General features: G+C 42.0%; 17 protein-coding genes and 1 pseudogene. 9 read left to right on the forward strand and 9 right to left on the reverse strand.

What is annotated here, in order from left to right:
- From ACKTT2_RS35135 to rplC, 8 genes are all read right to left on the reverse strand, one after another.
- Positions 1-160: ribosomal protein L16 (locus tag ACKTT2_RS35135; RefSeq protein ID WP_407895704.1), on the reverse strand; the 160-nt coding region annotated here is incomplete at its 3' end.
- Positions 161-254: 94 nt separating this feature from the next.
- On the reverse strand, positions 255-1046 hold the full coding sequence (gene rpsC / locus ACKTT2_RS35140; RefSeq protein ID WP_407895533.1) for a 30S ribosomal protein S3: 792 nt from the start codon (positions 1044-1046) through the stop codon (positions 255-257).
- A gap of 21 nt (positions 1047-1067) precedes the next feature.
- Positions 1068-1433, reverse strand: a complete 366-nt coding sequence (gene rplV / locus ACKTT2_RS35145; protein ID WP_407895705.1) for a 50S ribosomal protein L22 — start codon at positions 1431-1433, stop codon at positions 1068-1070.
- An 83-nt stretch (positions 1434-1516) separates the two neighbouring features.
- Positions 1517-1795: a 30S ribosomal protein S19 gene (gene rpsS, locus ACKTT2_RS35150; RefSeq protein ID WP_155751479.1), complete on the reverse strand. Its 279-nt coding sequence runs from the start codon at positions 1793-1795 to the stop codon at positions 1517-1519.
- Positions 1796-1873: 78 nt separating this feature from the next.
- Positions 1874-2737, reverse strand: a complete 864-nt coding sequence (gene rplB / locus ACKTT2_RS35155; protein WP_407895535.1) for a 50S ribosomal protein L2 — start codon at positions 2735-2737, stop codon at positions 1874-1876.
- A gap of 4 nt (positions 2738-2741) precedes the next feature.
- Positions 2742-3068, reverse strand: a complete 327-nt coding sequence (locus tag ACKTT2_RS35160) for a 50S ribosomal protein L23 (protein ID WP_407895537.1) — start codon at positions 3066-3068, stop codon at positions 2742-2744.
- A complete protein-coding gene (rplD, locus tag ACKTT2_RS35165) occupies positions 3061-3693 on the reverse strand; it encodes a 50S ribosomal protein L4 (protein WP_407895539.1) in 633 nt (210 codons plus the stop codon). The genes ACKTT2_RS35160 and rplD overlap by 8 nt, the downstream gene beginning before the upstream one ends.
- A 108-nt stretch (positions 3694-3801) precedes the next feature.
- On the reverse strand, positions 3802-4443 hold the full coding sequence (rplC, locus tag ACKTT2_RS35170; RefSeq protein ID WP_407895541.1) for a 50S ribosomal protein L3: 642 nt from the start codon (positions 4441-4443) through the stop codon (positions 3802-3804).
- Between the two features lie 834 nt (positions 4444-5277).
- Here rplC and ACKTT2_RS35175 point away from each other — a divergent pair.
- The 3 genes from ACKTT2_RS35175 (at position 5278) to ACKTT2_RS35185 (ending at position 7227) form a co-directional block, all read left to right on the forward strand.
- A complete protein-coding gene (locus ACKTT2_RS35175; protein WP_407895543.1) occupies positions 5278-5754 on the forward strand; it encodes an NAD(P)H-quinone oxidoreductase subunit N in 477 nt (158 codons plus the stop codon).
- 70 nt (positions 5755-5824) lie between these two features.
- Positions 5825-6409 carry an endonuclease dU gene (locus tag ACKTT2_RS35180; RefSeq protein ID WP_407895545.1) on the forward strand — a complete coding sequence of 195 codons (585 nt, stop codon included), beginning with the start codon at positions 5825-5827 and terminating at the stop codon, positions 6407-6409.
- 263 nt (positions 6410-6672) lie between these two features.
- Positions 6673-7227, forward strand: coding sequence for a DUF3172 domain-containing protein (locus ACKTT2_RS35185; RefSeq protein WP_407895547.1), 555 nt, complete (start codon positions 6673-6675; stop codon positions 7225-7227).
- A gap of 196 nt (positions 7228-7423) precedes the next feature.
- Here ACKTT2_RS35185 and ACKTT2_RS35190 read toward each other — a convergent pair whose 3' ends face one another.
- The gene (locus ACKTT2_RS35190; RefSeq protein WP_407895549.1) at positions 7424-8335 is read right to left on the reverse strand and encodes an AMIN domain-containing protein; all 912 of its coding nucleotides are present in this window, start codon (positions 8333-8335) and stop codon (positions 7424-7426) included.
- 252 nt (positions 8336-8587) lie between these two features.
- On the opposite strand from ACKTT2_RS35190, the gene ACKTT2_RS35195 reads away from it, so the two are divergent.
- From ACKTT2_RS35195 to ACKTT2_RS35220, 6 genes and pseudogenes are all read left to right on the forward strand, one after another.
- Positions 8588-10087 (forward strand): ABC transporter ATP-binding protein, encoded by a 1500-nt coding sequence (locus ACKTT2_RS35195; RefSeq protein ID WP_407895706.1) that lies wholly within the window; start codon positions 8588-8590, stop codon positions 10085-10087.
- Positions 10088-10135: 48 nt separating this feature from the next.
- The gene (locus ACKTT2_RS35200) at positions 10136-10702 is read left to right on the forward strand and encodes an ATPase (protein ID WP_407895551.1); all 567 of its coding nucleotides are present in this window, start codon (positions 10136-10138) and stop codon (positions 10700-10702) included.
- 1 nt (position 10703) lies between these two features.
- Positions 10704-10892 (forward strand): hypothetical protein, encoded by a 189-nt coding sequence (locus tag ACKTT2_RS35205; protein WP_407895553.1) that lies wholly within the window; start codon positions 10704-10706, stop codon positions 10890-10892.
- 39 nt (positions 10893-10931) lie between these two features.
- Entirely contained in the window at positions 10932-11951 is a 1020-nt protein-coding gene (locus tag ACKTT2_RS35210) for an ABC transporter permease (protein WP_407895555.1), read from the forward strand.
- A 281-nt stretch (positions 11952-12232) separates the two neighbouring features.
- On the forward strand, positions 12233-12568 hold the full coding sequence (locus ACKTT2_RS35215) for a hypothetical protein (RefSeq protein WP_407895557.1): 336 nt from the start codon (positions 12233-12235) through the stop codon (positions 12566-12568).
- A gap of 226 nt (positions 12569-12794) precedes the next feature.
- A pseudogene (locus tag ACKTT2_RS35220) lies at positions 12795-14024 on the forward strand (IS4 family transposase).
- Positions 14025-14078 lie beyond the last annotated feature (54 nt).

A 14078-nucleotide genomic window follows, 5' to 3' on the forward strand; every position in this document is an offset into this window, starting at 1 on the left:
TAGCTCGACGAGAAGCCTCGATTTGCCGGGAGGTAATCCAAGAGGGTTCTAGAGCTTGGAGAGCAAAATCTCCAAAGTTAAGACTACTTCCGCGAGTGGCTTGTCCGGTCATCCGCCCGCGTTGTTGTTTGCGGAATTTAGTTCTTCTTGGACTTAACATAATTAGGGATTAGGGATTAGGGATTGGGGATTAGGGATTGGGAATTGGGCTACGTCAAGAATATATTTTCTATGCCCTATGCCCGTTGCCCAATTCATCCTTCATTAGAACGGTCTTCAAATTGTTGGCGACGGCGATTTTGACGGCGAGAAGGGGGGCGATCGCGGTCTCCTCGGTCGCGGTCTCCTCGATCGCGATCGCGAGTTCCTCCTTGTGGAGGTGGAGTTTCTTCCTGTCCGGGAATAATTTCTCCTTTAAATACCCAAACTTTAATGCCAAGAATACCGTAAATGGTTTTAGCCGTGCAGTAAGAGTAGTCAATGTCAGCCCGTAGGGTGTGGAGGGGAACGCGACCTTCACGAGTCCACTCTGTCCGAGCAATTTCTGCACCGTTGAGGCGACCGCTGACTTGAACTTTGATGCCTTGTATTCCAGCACGTTGAGCGCGTTGAATAGCTTGGCGAACGACTCTCCGGAAGGAAACCCGACGTTCCAACTGCTGAGCGATGTACTCAGCAATCAAGTACGCATCAGCATCAACTCGCTGTACTTCGACGACGTTAATGCGAATCTGACGATTGCTACCTAACAGTTGTTGAAGCCCTGTCCGCAAAGCTTCGATACCTTGTCCGCCTCGACCTACGACTACGCCCGGTCGTGCAGTGCGAACTTCTAAATCGATTTGATCGGCTTTACGTTCAATACGAACTTCAGAAATTCCGGCGTTGTTTTGAGCAGATCTACCCAGTTTTTCTTCTATATATTTACGCAGTTTGCGATCTTCTTGAAGAAGTTCTGGATAGCGGTTAGGGTCTGCATACCAACGAGATTGGTGCTCTTGGGTAATTCCCAAACGAAAACCGACTGGATGTATCTTCTGTCCCACAAATGCTTCCTCTAAAATTTCTTAATCTTTTGCTGCGTCTGGGTCAGCAGCTACGGCTACAGTAATGTGACACGTTGGTTTGCGAATTTGGTAAGCGCGACCTTGTGCTCTGGGTTGAAATCTTTTCAGTACTGGGCCTTGATCTGCATAAGCTTGAGTAATAACCAAATCCGCTCTATTTAAGCCAGCGTTGTGCTCCGCGTTAGCTGCAGCACTTCTCAGGACTTTCAGTACTGGATCGCAAGCTCGATAAGGCATGAATTCTAATACGATAAGTGCTTCTCTATACGAGCGTCCCCGGATTTGGTCTAGTACGCGCCGCACTTTTAAGGGAGACATACGTATATATCGGGCGATCGCTTTGACTTCAGTAGTATTAATTGCCATAATTTTCTCCATTTTTGTCATTTGTCATTCGTCATTGGTCATTTGTCAGCTACAAAGGACAAAGGACAAAGGACAAATAACAATTATCGACCTGATTTTTTATCACTCTTAGAGTGACCTCTAAAAGTGCGAGTAGGTGCAAATTCGCCCAATTTGTGTCCCACCATTTGGTCACTGATAAAGATGGGAACGTGCTGACGTCCGTTATGAACGGCAATGGTATGACCAACCATAAAGGGTAAGATTGTCGAAGCCCGCGACCAAGTTTTAATAACTTCTTTTTTGTTAGCTTCGTTCAGTCTTTCAATTTTTTCTAGAAGATGATCCGCAACAAAGGGACCTTTTTTTAGAGAACGACCCATAGTAAAGGATAAAGGATAAAGGATAAAGGATAAAGTATGAAAGTACTTCATAATTCATACTTCATACTTCATAATTTCTTATGATTCACGTCCGCCACGTCCGCGCTTGGATGACTTACGACGGCGACGTACAATCAACTTACTGCTTGCTTTCTTTGGTTTGCGAGTCTTGAGACCCAAAGCAGGTTTACCCCAAGGGGTAACAGGACCCGACCTACCAATAGGTGCTCTACCTTCACCACCACCATGAGGGTGATCCACTGGGTTCATCACACTACCTCTGACTTGAGGACGGCGACCTTTCCAACGAACTCTACCAGCTTTACCCGCACTGAGGTTTCTGGCATCGAGGTTACCTACTTGTCCGACTGTGGCATAACATTCCCGGCGCACCATTCGGACTTCCGTGGAAGGTAACTTGAGAGTGACGTAATTACCTTCTTTTGCCACAACTTGAGCTGTAGCACCAGCAGCGCGAACAATTTGACCGCCTTTACCTGGCTTTAATTCTACGTTGTGGACGCTAGTACCCAAGGGAATGTTAGATAGGGGTAAAGCATTGCCATTTTCAATAGGCGCGGTGGATCCGGCAATAATTGTTCTACCTACACCCACTCCATTGGGTTGTAGAATGTAACGCTTCTCGCCATCTTCGTATTGCAGTAAGGCAATCCGCGCATTGCGGTTGGGATCGTATTCAATAGCAATGACTTTAGCTGGAATATCACGCTTGTCCCGCTTAAAGTCGATGATCCGGTAAAGACGTTTGTGTCCGCCACCGCGATGACGGGTAGTGATACGTCCTTGGTTGTTTCGACCTTTTGCACGATGGAGCGATCTTGTTAAAGACTTTTCTGGTTCGGATTTTGTAATTTCCGAAAAGTCAGAAATGGTGACTTGACGAGTACTGGGGGTATAAGGGCGAAAAGAACGAGTACCCATTTTCTTAGACCTCTGGGAATAAAACTTGTCGGATCTTCTCTACATCCCCAGCCGCGACTGTAACAATAGCTCGCTTGTATTGGGGTTTGAAACCTATAAATTTCCCAACACGTTTTTTCTTGCGTGGTGGTAATGCGGTGTTAACTCCTAAGACTTTGACATCAAATAAGTTTTCAATAGCCGCTCTGATTTCTGGTTTAGTCGCTTTTGGAGTTACTTCAAAAGTGTATTTATTTTGCTCCATTAAGATGGTCGCCTTTTCAGTTAAAATAGGGCGACGAATAAGATCGGGGAGCTTACGGAGGTCAAACTCTTGGGGTATCTTAGCCACCGTATACCTCCTGAATCTTTTCTAAAGCTTGCGCTGTCACAACAATTTTGTCAGCATGAAGCAGGTCGTAAACGTTGAGTTGATCTGCAGGAATCAGTTTGAGATTTTCTACGTTACGGGCTGACAAGTATACGTTTTCCGTGCGTTCCGATAAGATTAACAAGGTCTTATTTTCTGGAGCCACACCCCAACGAGCGATCGCAGTTACCAACTCTTTTGTTTTAGGACGTTGGATTTGCTCGCTAAATTCTTCTACCACAATCAAATCGTCGATTCGGCTAGCAAATGCTGTTCTCAGTGCCAATTGCCGTTCTTTGCGGTTCATTTTGACTTCAAAATCTCTGGGTTTTGGTCCAAAGATGACACCACCACCGCGCCATAATGGCGAACGTATCGAGCCAGCACGAGCCCGACCAGTTCCTTTTTGCCGCCAAGGTTTGCGACCGCCTCCTCGAACTTCCGAACGAGTTTTTGTACTAGCTGTTCCTTGGCGAGCATTAGTCATTTGTCTCACCAAAGCTCTATGAACGATGTGAGACGCTGTTTTTTCCTTGGCTACTTTCAACTCGAACGTTTTTTGTCCGACTTGCTCTCCTTGCCAATTTTTGACTACACACTCAAACATTTTTTGTCCTTTGTCCTTTGTCTTTTGTCCTTTGTCTTTTGTCCTTTGTCCTTTGTCTTTTGTCCGAATTCATGACTAATGACCAATGACTAATGACTAATGACGGACTTATGACTTTTTACCTACTATGGTTGCCGGAAGAATATTTACAAGAGATCCGGGCTTACCAGGAACAGCTCCCTCGATCAGCAATAAGTTACGTTCTGAGTCTACTCGTACTACAGTGAGTTTGCGAATTGTAACTCGCTCTCCACCCAATCGTCCTGCCATCCGCTTTCCTGGATAGACACGACCGGGAGTCGTACCAGCACCAATCGAACCTGGTTGTCTGTGGTTTTTAGAACCGTGAGACATTGGACCTCGACCAAAGTTGTTGCGTTTTTGGTTGCCAGCAAAACCGCGACCTATACTTGTACCAACTACATCTACTATTTGACCGGCACTAAAAATATCTGCTTTAAGCTCTTGACCTAGAGAATACTCACTAGAGTTATCTATGCGATACTCATGCAAATGACGCAGTGCTGGGGCAGATGACTTAGCAAGATGTCCCAACAGAGGTTTATTCAGTGCTTTTGGCTTTACTTCGCCATAACCTACTTGGATGGCGGAGTAACCGTCGGTCTGCTTTGTTTTGACCTGGGTAACAGTGCATGGCCCCGCTTTAACAACAGTGACAGGAATAGCAACTCCATCACCATCAAATATTTGGGTCATGCCCAGTTTGGTGCCGAGAATACCTACAGACACAGTTACTGGCTCTCCTTACTTAACTTTTTCCGTTAACATCGGATTTTAGACATCTGTATATAAGCTCAAGTCAGCATTTTTAGCTTGCTTTGAGCTGACCTCTGAAGTCGAATCTGCTAGGTGTCACAGTTACAACTTCGTTGGGTCTCCACAACTGTCCCTACTGTTCGGTGAATCCGATTCTATTTGTTTTCACCACACAGCCAGAAACATCTTCCATAGTGGAAGAAGTAATTTCTGGATTGAATGCAAGGCACGAGAGCTTTGCGTTTCGTGCAGCAACGCTTTTTATTTAAGCAGTTGATTCGGCACTTTTCGATTACAGCAGCAAGACTTAAGTAGCAACCTACCCAGTATCCATAAACTGAGACTCATGCAATGCCACAAACAAACATCACCGCTCAATTTTTTTTCACTGCTCACCTCAAACATCTGTTCGAGGTTTTTTGCGGTCTTCTACCAGACTAAGAACTGAGTGTACTATGTACCCTAGGATAGCTCTGGTTGTTTAACCAATTATCCTTAACATAGTTTATCTAGTTTACCAATCTTTTGACCAATCCTTACTAGTTTATCCTATTTGGATAATTGTCACCATGTATTGGCAAGCAAACCATCCGGAAATGGCAGTAGAAAAGTAAACCGATCCTACTAAATGTCACGATCCAATAATATAGCGTATAGATTTATATTTGTCTAGAAATTTTTTGAGGGGACTGGGGACTAGGGACTAGAGACCAGTGACCAGTGACCACCTGACCAATGCCCGATCCCCAATCCCCGATAATGACAGATAATAGATATGTCAAAGTGGGATAGGATAAAGAATAATCTATGGCATTAATTACCACTGGCAACGGTTTCATCCGCGATCTGGAGAAGCATGGCGCTCTCGGTGTGTACGTACCTCTTGAAGGAGGTTTTGAAGGTCGGTATAGACGCCGCTTACGTGCAGCTGGATATGTTGCACTCAATTTATCTGCAAAGGGACTGGGAGATGTATCTGCCTATCTCACGGGAGTTCATGGTGTTCGACCTCCACATCTCGGTAAAAAAAGCACGGGTAGTGGTGCAGCAGTAGGTGATGTGTACTATGTGCCACCAATTGTTAACTCTCAGTTAGAACAACTTCCACCAAAATCTAAAGGTTTGGTGTTATGGATTATTGAAGGACACATTCTTTCAGATCAAGAAGTGGAGTTCTTGTCAGCTTTACCTAGCATAGAACCAAGAGTTAAAGTCATTATTGAGAGAGGAGGCGATCGCGCTTTCCGTTGGATGCCTTTACAAAAAACTCTGTTAGCTAGTTAGTTAAAGACTAGGTGAATCGGGGATAAGGAGAATCAAAAAACGATTCCTCCCTCCCCCTCCGCAACAAGTTATGAAATTGGAATCTCTATTAACACTCAAGCGTACTATTCGTGTAATTGGTTTTGATGATGGTCCCTTTCTACGTGGGACAGGAGGTAAAGTCCCGATAGGAGGAGTTGTTTGTGCAGGAACTCGCTTTGAGGGGATGGTGTGGGGAGAAATACAGCAAGATGGTTTAGATGCAACAGAGACTATTTGTAAATTACTGCTTAGTAGCAAGTTTTTACCGCAATTGCATATCGTTTTACTTGATGGAATTGGATTCGGTGGATTTAACCTTGTCAACCTTCCAGAATTAGCTCATAAATTGCAACTTCCTTGTGTTACTGTTATGCGTCGCGTACCGGATTTAAGTGCTGTTGAAGAGGCTATGAGCCGCTTGCCAAATTTTCAGCAACGCCAAGAACTACTAAGATTTGCAGGTACTATCTATGAATATCCACCATTTTTCTTTCAAGTTTGTGGTGAAGAACCAGAGATCGTCGCCGCCGCACTGCATCGCTTAACCGATTGTGGCAAAGTTCCAGAAGCATTGCGTCTAGCACATTTGATTGCAGCTGCTGTTATTAAAGGAGAGAGTAGCAGTTCAGCCTAACAGTAAAAAAATATTTAGATGTAGGGTGCTTCAACCAACAATCGCGATCGCTCTTTCCCCTACTCCCCACGCTCAGTGTACTACAAACTGTATTGGTCAAGAAAAAGCATTAATCTCAGAACGATTTGCCGATTTTGTCTTTACAAGGAACAATATAAGTATATCTGGGCGGGCAAGTACCGTCATAAACCGTCATACTATAAAGAGGAAGTCAATTGACAACTCCTTCTCACTGTCTAAAATATAAAGTAAATTAATTTAGTATGAGACGTAAATCTTCTGGCAAAACAGTTACCCCTTCTAGACCTAGTACCCCTAAATCTTCTATTTTTCAATCTCCTTTATTTAATGTCACCACTATAGCAATTCTGGCAGGGGTGTTTGTTTTAGGCATTGGAATTGGTATTGCTTTTAGCTCCACAGCAACATTCACCCCTGCTAACGTAGCTAGTAGGGAATTTATTGATACCAAAGCACCGAACCCCGAACTTTGCGTTCAGTATGGAGCCAGTGCTATGGTGATGGATACCCGACTATTTGTGACTCTTAACCCTTTTAAAGTTTATGTTGGTCAACCCAGTATGCGCCCTGGGTGCGTTCTACGTTCCAGTAACTGGGCTATTTTAGAGCAAAGAAAGCTTGTGACAGGAGATCAGGTTAGAGAGTGTAAAAATCGCCTGAACCATTTTGCATATGCTGGTGACTTAAACAGTGATAAACCAGATATTAGCTGTACCTATGAGAATAATGACGCGAAGAACTTTTTCCTCAATCAACCAGGCGCTTCAGCACCAACTCTAGAAACAGAAAGGTTTTAATTTGTTAGTGGTTAGTAGTTAGTTGTTAGTGGTTAAGAAATTTCTAAGAAACAAATTATTTATCTTGTGGTGCGGGCGTCCTCGCCCGCCACTAATATAGAACGGGCGTCCTCGCCCGTTCCACTAAGTTTTGGGAAATTTTTTTATTTGGAACTTCCTAATAAAAACTTGACAACTAACCATTAGCTATTAGCTACTAACTACGACTTTTGGGAAACGGTTGACCAAAATCAATAACTTCAGGTGCATCATCGCCGTAAGGATAATTGGGCGGATTCGGAACCGGGAAATTTGGTGTTCTTGAAGGTGGGGTTTTGTAGTTATTGGGTTGATTTGGAAAGAAAGCTGGTGGAAGATTTGAATTTGGTGCTCGATCGCGATTGTTGGGCTTTAAAGGAGGAACTCGAACAAAGGGCGCTTGAGGTAAGTAGTTGGTTGTTGGTGGTAAGTTGGTATATCCAGATGGTGAATTTAAAGAAGGTGGCGCACCATATGTATCGGGTGGTATATCGGGTGGAAAATCGTCTTCTGGTTGTGGGGTATAGTTACTAGGCGGCAAATAACCAGGTGGTTGTGGAGTATAGTTATTAGGCGGTAAATAACCAGGTGGTTGTGGGGCATAGTTACTAGGTGGAAGGTTTCGTGGTGAAGAAGGTAAGTAAGTGTTGTTATTAGAAATTCCAGGACGTAATACCCAACGATTGGCTTGTCGAGAAAGAGGTTGTAATTGCACATTGGCTGGATCTAGGAGAGTTCCAGGAGCTAAATCTAGGACAATACGAGTGATATCTGCATTTAATTGGGAAATACGAATACTCTGGATGACTCCAGGATAATTTTGGCGAGTGGAAACATTGCCTAGTTTGGTATCTGGCAAATCAACAACAATGCGAGGTGGTTGGGCAAGGTAGAATTGTTGTGGTTGAGAAGCTGCTGAGAGAGAAATTTCTAGTTGTAATGCTTCAGGATTGAATCGCCAATCCTCCAAACGTGCTATTTGCTGTGCATAACTGCTACCAGTGTGGAGAGCGATCGCAACATACGAGCCAAGCAAGCCAACTCCAAATAGATGCTGGCAGTAATATAAAAGTGGTTTGTGCTTACCCATACGCTTAATGCTCCTTACTTTTACTGAGTAGTAGTAAATCATATTCAATATGGCATCAGTTTGTACTTAATGGGTATTGAAGTGGTCAGATTTTTTATTGATTTTTTCAGATGTTGCTGCAATCATCAACAAATCAGCCGTTTGTGAAGCGTCTTTCAGTTGGGTACAATACATAAAAAAGTTATGAAACCGCCGATGAACGCACCCAAGGGCGCGGATGAATCTGTACTTCATTCAAGTAAAAACCGCTATATGGCGTACTTGTGTTTGGAAAAAATTACCAAAAGTTTTGGCTCATTCGTAGCTAATGAGAATATTAGCTTTAATGTTGAATCTGGAACTATTCATGCCATATTGGGTGAAAATGGTGCAGGTAAGACTACATTAATGAATATTATCAGTGGTCTTTATCAACCAGATAGCGGTCAGATATATTTGCAGGAAAAACCAATCAAAATCGTCTCTCCAAGTGCAGCTATTAAGTTAGGTATTGGCATGATTCATCAACACTTCATGCTAGTTCCGCAATTAACTGTTACAGAAAACATTATTTTAGGGACATCCAATAGCTGGCGTCTCAATTTACGGCAAAAGCAACAAGAAATAGTAACTTTGTCACAAACTTATGGGTTAGATGTCGATCCAACTGCTAAGTTGGGAAATTTACCTGTAGGGGTGCAACAGCGAGTTGAAATTCTCAAAGTGCTTTATCGTAACGCAAAATTATTGATTCTTGATGAACCCACAGCGGTTTTAACACCATCAGAAGTAGAATCCTTGATGGCGACTTTGCGACAACTAGCAGCTAGCGGACACACCATTATTTTTATTAGTCACAAGTTGGATGAGGTTATGAGCTTGTGCGATACAGTCACGGTGTTGCAGCGAGGAAAAGTAGTCGCGAATACAACGACTAAAGATGTAACAACTGAAAAATTGGCTGAATTGATGGTTGGGCGTGAGGTGGCTCTAAAGTTGGATAAATTAGCTGTCACACCGGGGAAGGTTGTATTATCAGCAGAGGGATTGTGTGTCACAGATGACAGAGGTGCGATCGCTGTTCGCAATGTCTCATTTGAACTGCAAGCAGGAGAAGTTTTGGGAATCGCTGGGGTAGATGGTAATGGACAGCGAGAATTGGCTGATGCATTGACTGGTTTGCGAACTGTGATGCGGGGAAAAATTGCATTTAGTTCAGATTCATTGTCACACAGGATTGTAGGCTATATCCCAGAAGACAGGCAAAAAATGGGTTTGGTATTGCAGTTTAATATTGCTGAAAATCTCATTTTGAAAGCTTTTTGGAAATTACCCTTTTGCCGTCGCTTTTTGTTACAGGGTAAAGCTATAAAGAATCATGCCAAGTCTGCTATGTATGAGTTTGATATCCGGGCGAATAGCGAAGCCGTCAAAGTCAGTCAGCTTTCAGGAGGAAATCAACAAAAAGTTGTGCTTGCAAGGGAACTCGCACGAGAACCAATGCTGATTGTGGCTATGCAACCAACACGTGGGTTGGATGTGGGCGCAACTCAAGCAGTACAGCAACGATTATTAGCCCAACGCACTCGTGGTGCTGCTATTGTATACATCTCCACTGAGTTAGAGGAAGTTATGGCAATGAGCGATCGCATTGCAGTGATGTATAGAGGTGAATTTGTTGCTATTTTGGATGCAAGAACTACCACTGTAGGAGAAATTGGGTTTTTGATGGGAGGAGGGAAAAGGGGACAAGGAAGACAAGAAAGAGAGTAAGATGTATGAACTTAAATTGGTATAAACCATAAAGCGAACAAAGGAAATATGCCGAGTCTGTACGTTATAGGCGGTGCGAATGGTTCGGGAAAAACGACTGTTGCAATGAACTTGTTACCAAATTTTCTGGAGTGCTTTGAATATGTGAATGCAGATTCTATTGCAGCTGGGCTTTCACCTCTCAATCCAGAATCCATGGCTATTGAAGCAGGAAGATTGATGATTCAAAGATTGCGAGCGCTATCGGAATCAGGCAGTGATTTTGCTTTTGAAACTACACTAGCAGCGAAAACTTTTGCACCATTTATTGTTAATTGTAGAGCCAAGGGTTATACAATTAACCTGATTTATTTTTGGTTACGAAGCCCTGACTTAGCAGTAGAAAGGGTGGCAAGGCGAATTGCTAGTGGGGGACACTCTATTCCTGAAGATGTTATTCGCCGCCGTTACGAGCGAGGACGAAAAAATCTAGTTTCATTGTACTTGCCTTTATGCGATGGTTGGATGGTTTACGATAACTCTAGTTCACTTCCTAGAATAGTAAGTGAAAGAATTATTAATCAGCTGCCTATAATATATGAAAATAACATTTGGAACAAAATTACGGAGGCATAGTATGACCGAAGAAGAAATGAGAACTCTACATAAAAAAATTGATGCTGGAGTCAAAGCCGCAATTGCTGAAGCAATTGAACGACACCGTAAGTTAGGTCAATCGATTAGTATCATGCAGGATGGTGAAGTGGTGACTTTAACAGCTGAGGAAATCCCTCAACTTCAAAATCAAAATAGCTCTATCAATTAAAGGTCTTACCAAGAACTAATAACAAATGACAAATGACAAATGACAAACGACAAACGATTAATTTTATCTCCTATCATCGCGAGCGCAACAGCATTACTTGTTGGTGCAATTCTTATTCTAATTGCTGGAGCCAATCCTATTGCTGCTTACACGGCTTTGTTTCAGGAATCTTTCACAACATACTTTGGGTTTGGCAACACGCTAACCAAAATGGCACCATTGTTGTTAACAAGTTTGGGGGTATTAGTAGCTCTCCGTGCGGGTCAGTTTAACATTGGTGGAGAAGGACAAATTTATCTCGGAGCTTTAGGAAGTACTTTAGTAGGATTGTACGTTACAGGATTACCTTCATGGATTCATATTCCTTTAGCACTGATCTCAGGGTTTTTGTTTGCGGCAATTTGGGGTTTGATACCGGGTTATCTTAAAGCCGTGCAAGGAGTTAATGAAGTTATCTCAACTCTGCTGTTAAACTACATTGCTTTTAACTTTATTAGTTATCTCGTACAAAATCCCCTAAAAGCACCCAATGCACCTAGCCCTTATTCATCAGAAATTGCTCAGTCTGCTTATTTACCCATAATTCTACCGGACAGTCTTGCTCATGCAGGAATTTTACTAGCGTTATTGGTTGCAGGGATTGTTTGGGTATTATTGGTGCTGTCACCTGTGGGTTATCAAATTGCTGCTGTAGGATTTAATCCTGTTGCTTCGCGTTACAGCGGTATTTCTGTAGAACGCACAATTATGTTAGTTATGGCATTAGCAGGGGGTTTAGCCGGGTTAGCGGGTGCAATTGAGGTGATGGGAGCAAAATATCGCTTGTATGAAGTTGTTTCCCCTGGTTATGGATTTGATGCGATCGCCATAGCGTTTCTTAGTCGTGGTAGTGTAATAGGTGTTGTGTTCGCGTCTCTTTTCTTTGGTGCCTTAAGAAGTGGTGCGAATGTCATGCAACGTAGTGCTGGAGTTCCGGTAACTGTGATTTATGTCATTCAAGGTTTGACCGTGCTGTTTATTGCTGTTAGTTTGGCAATAGAAGGAAGAATTAGGGCTTGAATCAGTTAACCGCCAATCTTCAGAAAACTATATAATTCTCTGGAAGCAACAATAAATTCTGTAGAAAATGAAAAAATATTTGAGTATTGGAAAAGTCGTAAAGCTCAAAGGTTCCTTTAAAGTCCCCATAGTAGGAAAAATCTTAAACTGAGGAGAGAATTGCACTCTTATATCTTTACAAGATATTTAAACTAAATCTGGTAAATCAATTGCTAAGTATAGCGATAAATGTGATACAATCTAGTTACGAATTAGGCAAGAAAAACCAGGAGGTGATAAGCGTGGCAGAGGTGGCAAAGTTAGCTAAAACAGAGCTAACTAAAACGTATACAGACCAAATAGATTTTTGGCACTGGGGAGAGTTATTTGCCCTATCCAATCTGATTGACTCTGCCCGCCATCACTGTCTGGAAATGATTCTGGCTGAAAAAAGCAAACTTGATTGCAATAAGGAATTACAACTCTTATTTAATATCAACAAGCGATACAGTAACTCTATTTACACTGAAGTTCAGGGAATTGTCACCAATGTCAACAAAAACAGAATCGCTCGCATCAAAACATTAGAAGGTCAAATTAAGTCAATCAAATCCGATATTAAAAAGCGTTCTAAATAAATCAAAGATTTCGCCAAACAAGAAAACAAGCGGTCTAGTAAAGCTTCTAAAGCCAATAAAGGATTTAAAACTAGCAAAACAAAAATCAAAAAAGCTTGTAGTGTTTACGCCAAGCAACGCTGACGGGGCGACAAAGTAGCATGAAAAGCTTATGAGGTAAAGTGTGTAGCAATTCGTGGTAAAAAAAGATAGGTCTACTTTTGTCAACAAGACCTATCTAATGACAATGTTACCTCCATTCTATCAAACACATTTAAAAAGTCAATTTAGCCCAACGGAATACTTGTTGTTCACTATTTTAATTAATGTTTTACAGTCAATTAAAAAAGTGAGTTTAGAAGCTATAGCAACGGCTCTACCAATTCCCATTCTATTTGAAAGCAGAAGAAAGAAACTACAAAGATTTTTGTCATTACCCTTCCTAACGATTGAAAAGATTTGATTTCCAATTGTTACTACATGGTTGTCAACATATTTTCAACCGGACGAAATAATTTATGTAGTCATCGATCGCACTGCATGGGGTCGCATTAATTTATTTGTAATTAGCATCGTTTGGGATAAAAGAGCCTTTCCTATATACTTTGACCTCTTATCCAAGTTAGGAAGTAGCAACATTGATGAACAAAAAACGTTGATATCTCAAGTCTTACCCTTGTTTAAAGGTTATAAAATTTGCGTATTAGGAGACCGAGAATTTTGTTCAATCAAACTAGCAACTTGGATCAGAGACCAGGGTCTATCTTTTTGTCTTCGTTTGAAAAAGAATGAATTTATTGAAGTTCAACATAATATTTGGAAAGAATTAAATGATTTAGGCTTATGTCCAGGAATTTCTTTGTTTTTACAAGGAGTTAGGGTAACTAAACAAAAAGGATTTAGCCATTTCAATGTAGCTGGTAAATGGAAACGGAAAATTCAAGTAATGGCTCCAAAAGAAGGGTGGTTTCTCGTTACAAATTTAGTGACTTTGTCAGTGGCGATCGCAGCTTATAAAAGAAGATTCGATATAGAAGAAATGTTTCGTGATTTTAAGAGTGGCGGTTATAACTTAGAAGATACTAAGGTCTCAAATAAACGCTTAATATCTCTAATTTTATTAATAGCGATACGGCTTAAGCCGTTAGGCGCTTCGCCTATCGCCTACACATCTGCCACAATACACGGACAGCAAATTAAACAAAAAGGTGTCCAAAAATATGTGGGTCGCATCAAAGAATACGGGCGCATTGAAAGACGACACAGCAGTTTTTATATCGGATTATATGGTGAGTCCAGCCCTGAAGGAGGGTTTCCCTCCGCACCTTTACTGGCGAACCCGAAGGGCCAAACATGGGTTAATTTCATGGAAGTATGTGAAGATTTAGTCACAGAATTAATGAGATTATGTCGTAATAAGTCGAAGTATTATCAACGAGGTCTAAGAGCTATGAAGCTTATTTTATCTGCATCTTAGCCCTTTTGTCGCCCCGTCAGCAAGCAACGTCAAACAACGCAACTACAAGACGCT

Origin of the sequence: Scytonema hankhaensis NUACC26, assembly GCF_045865695.1 — a bacterium.
Lineage (GTDB): Bacteria > Cyanobacteriota > Cyanobacteriia > Cyanobacteriales > Nostocaceae > Scytonema.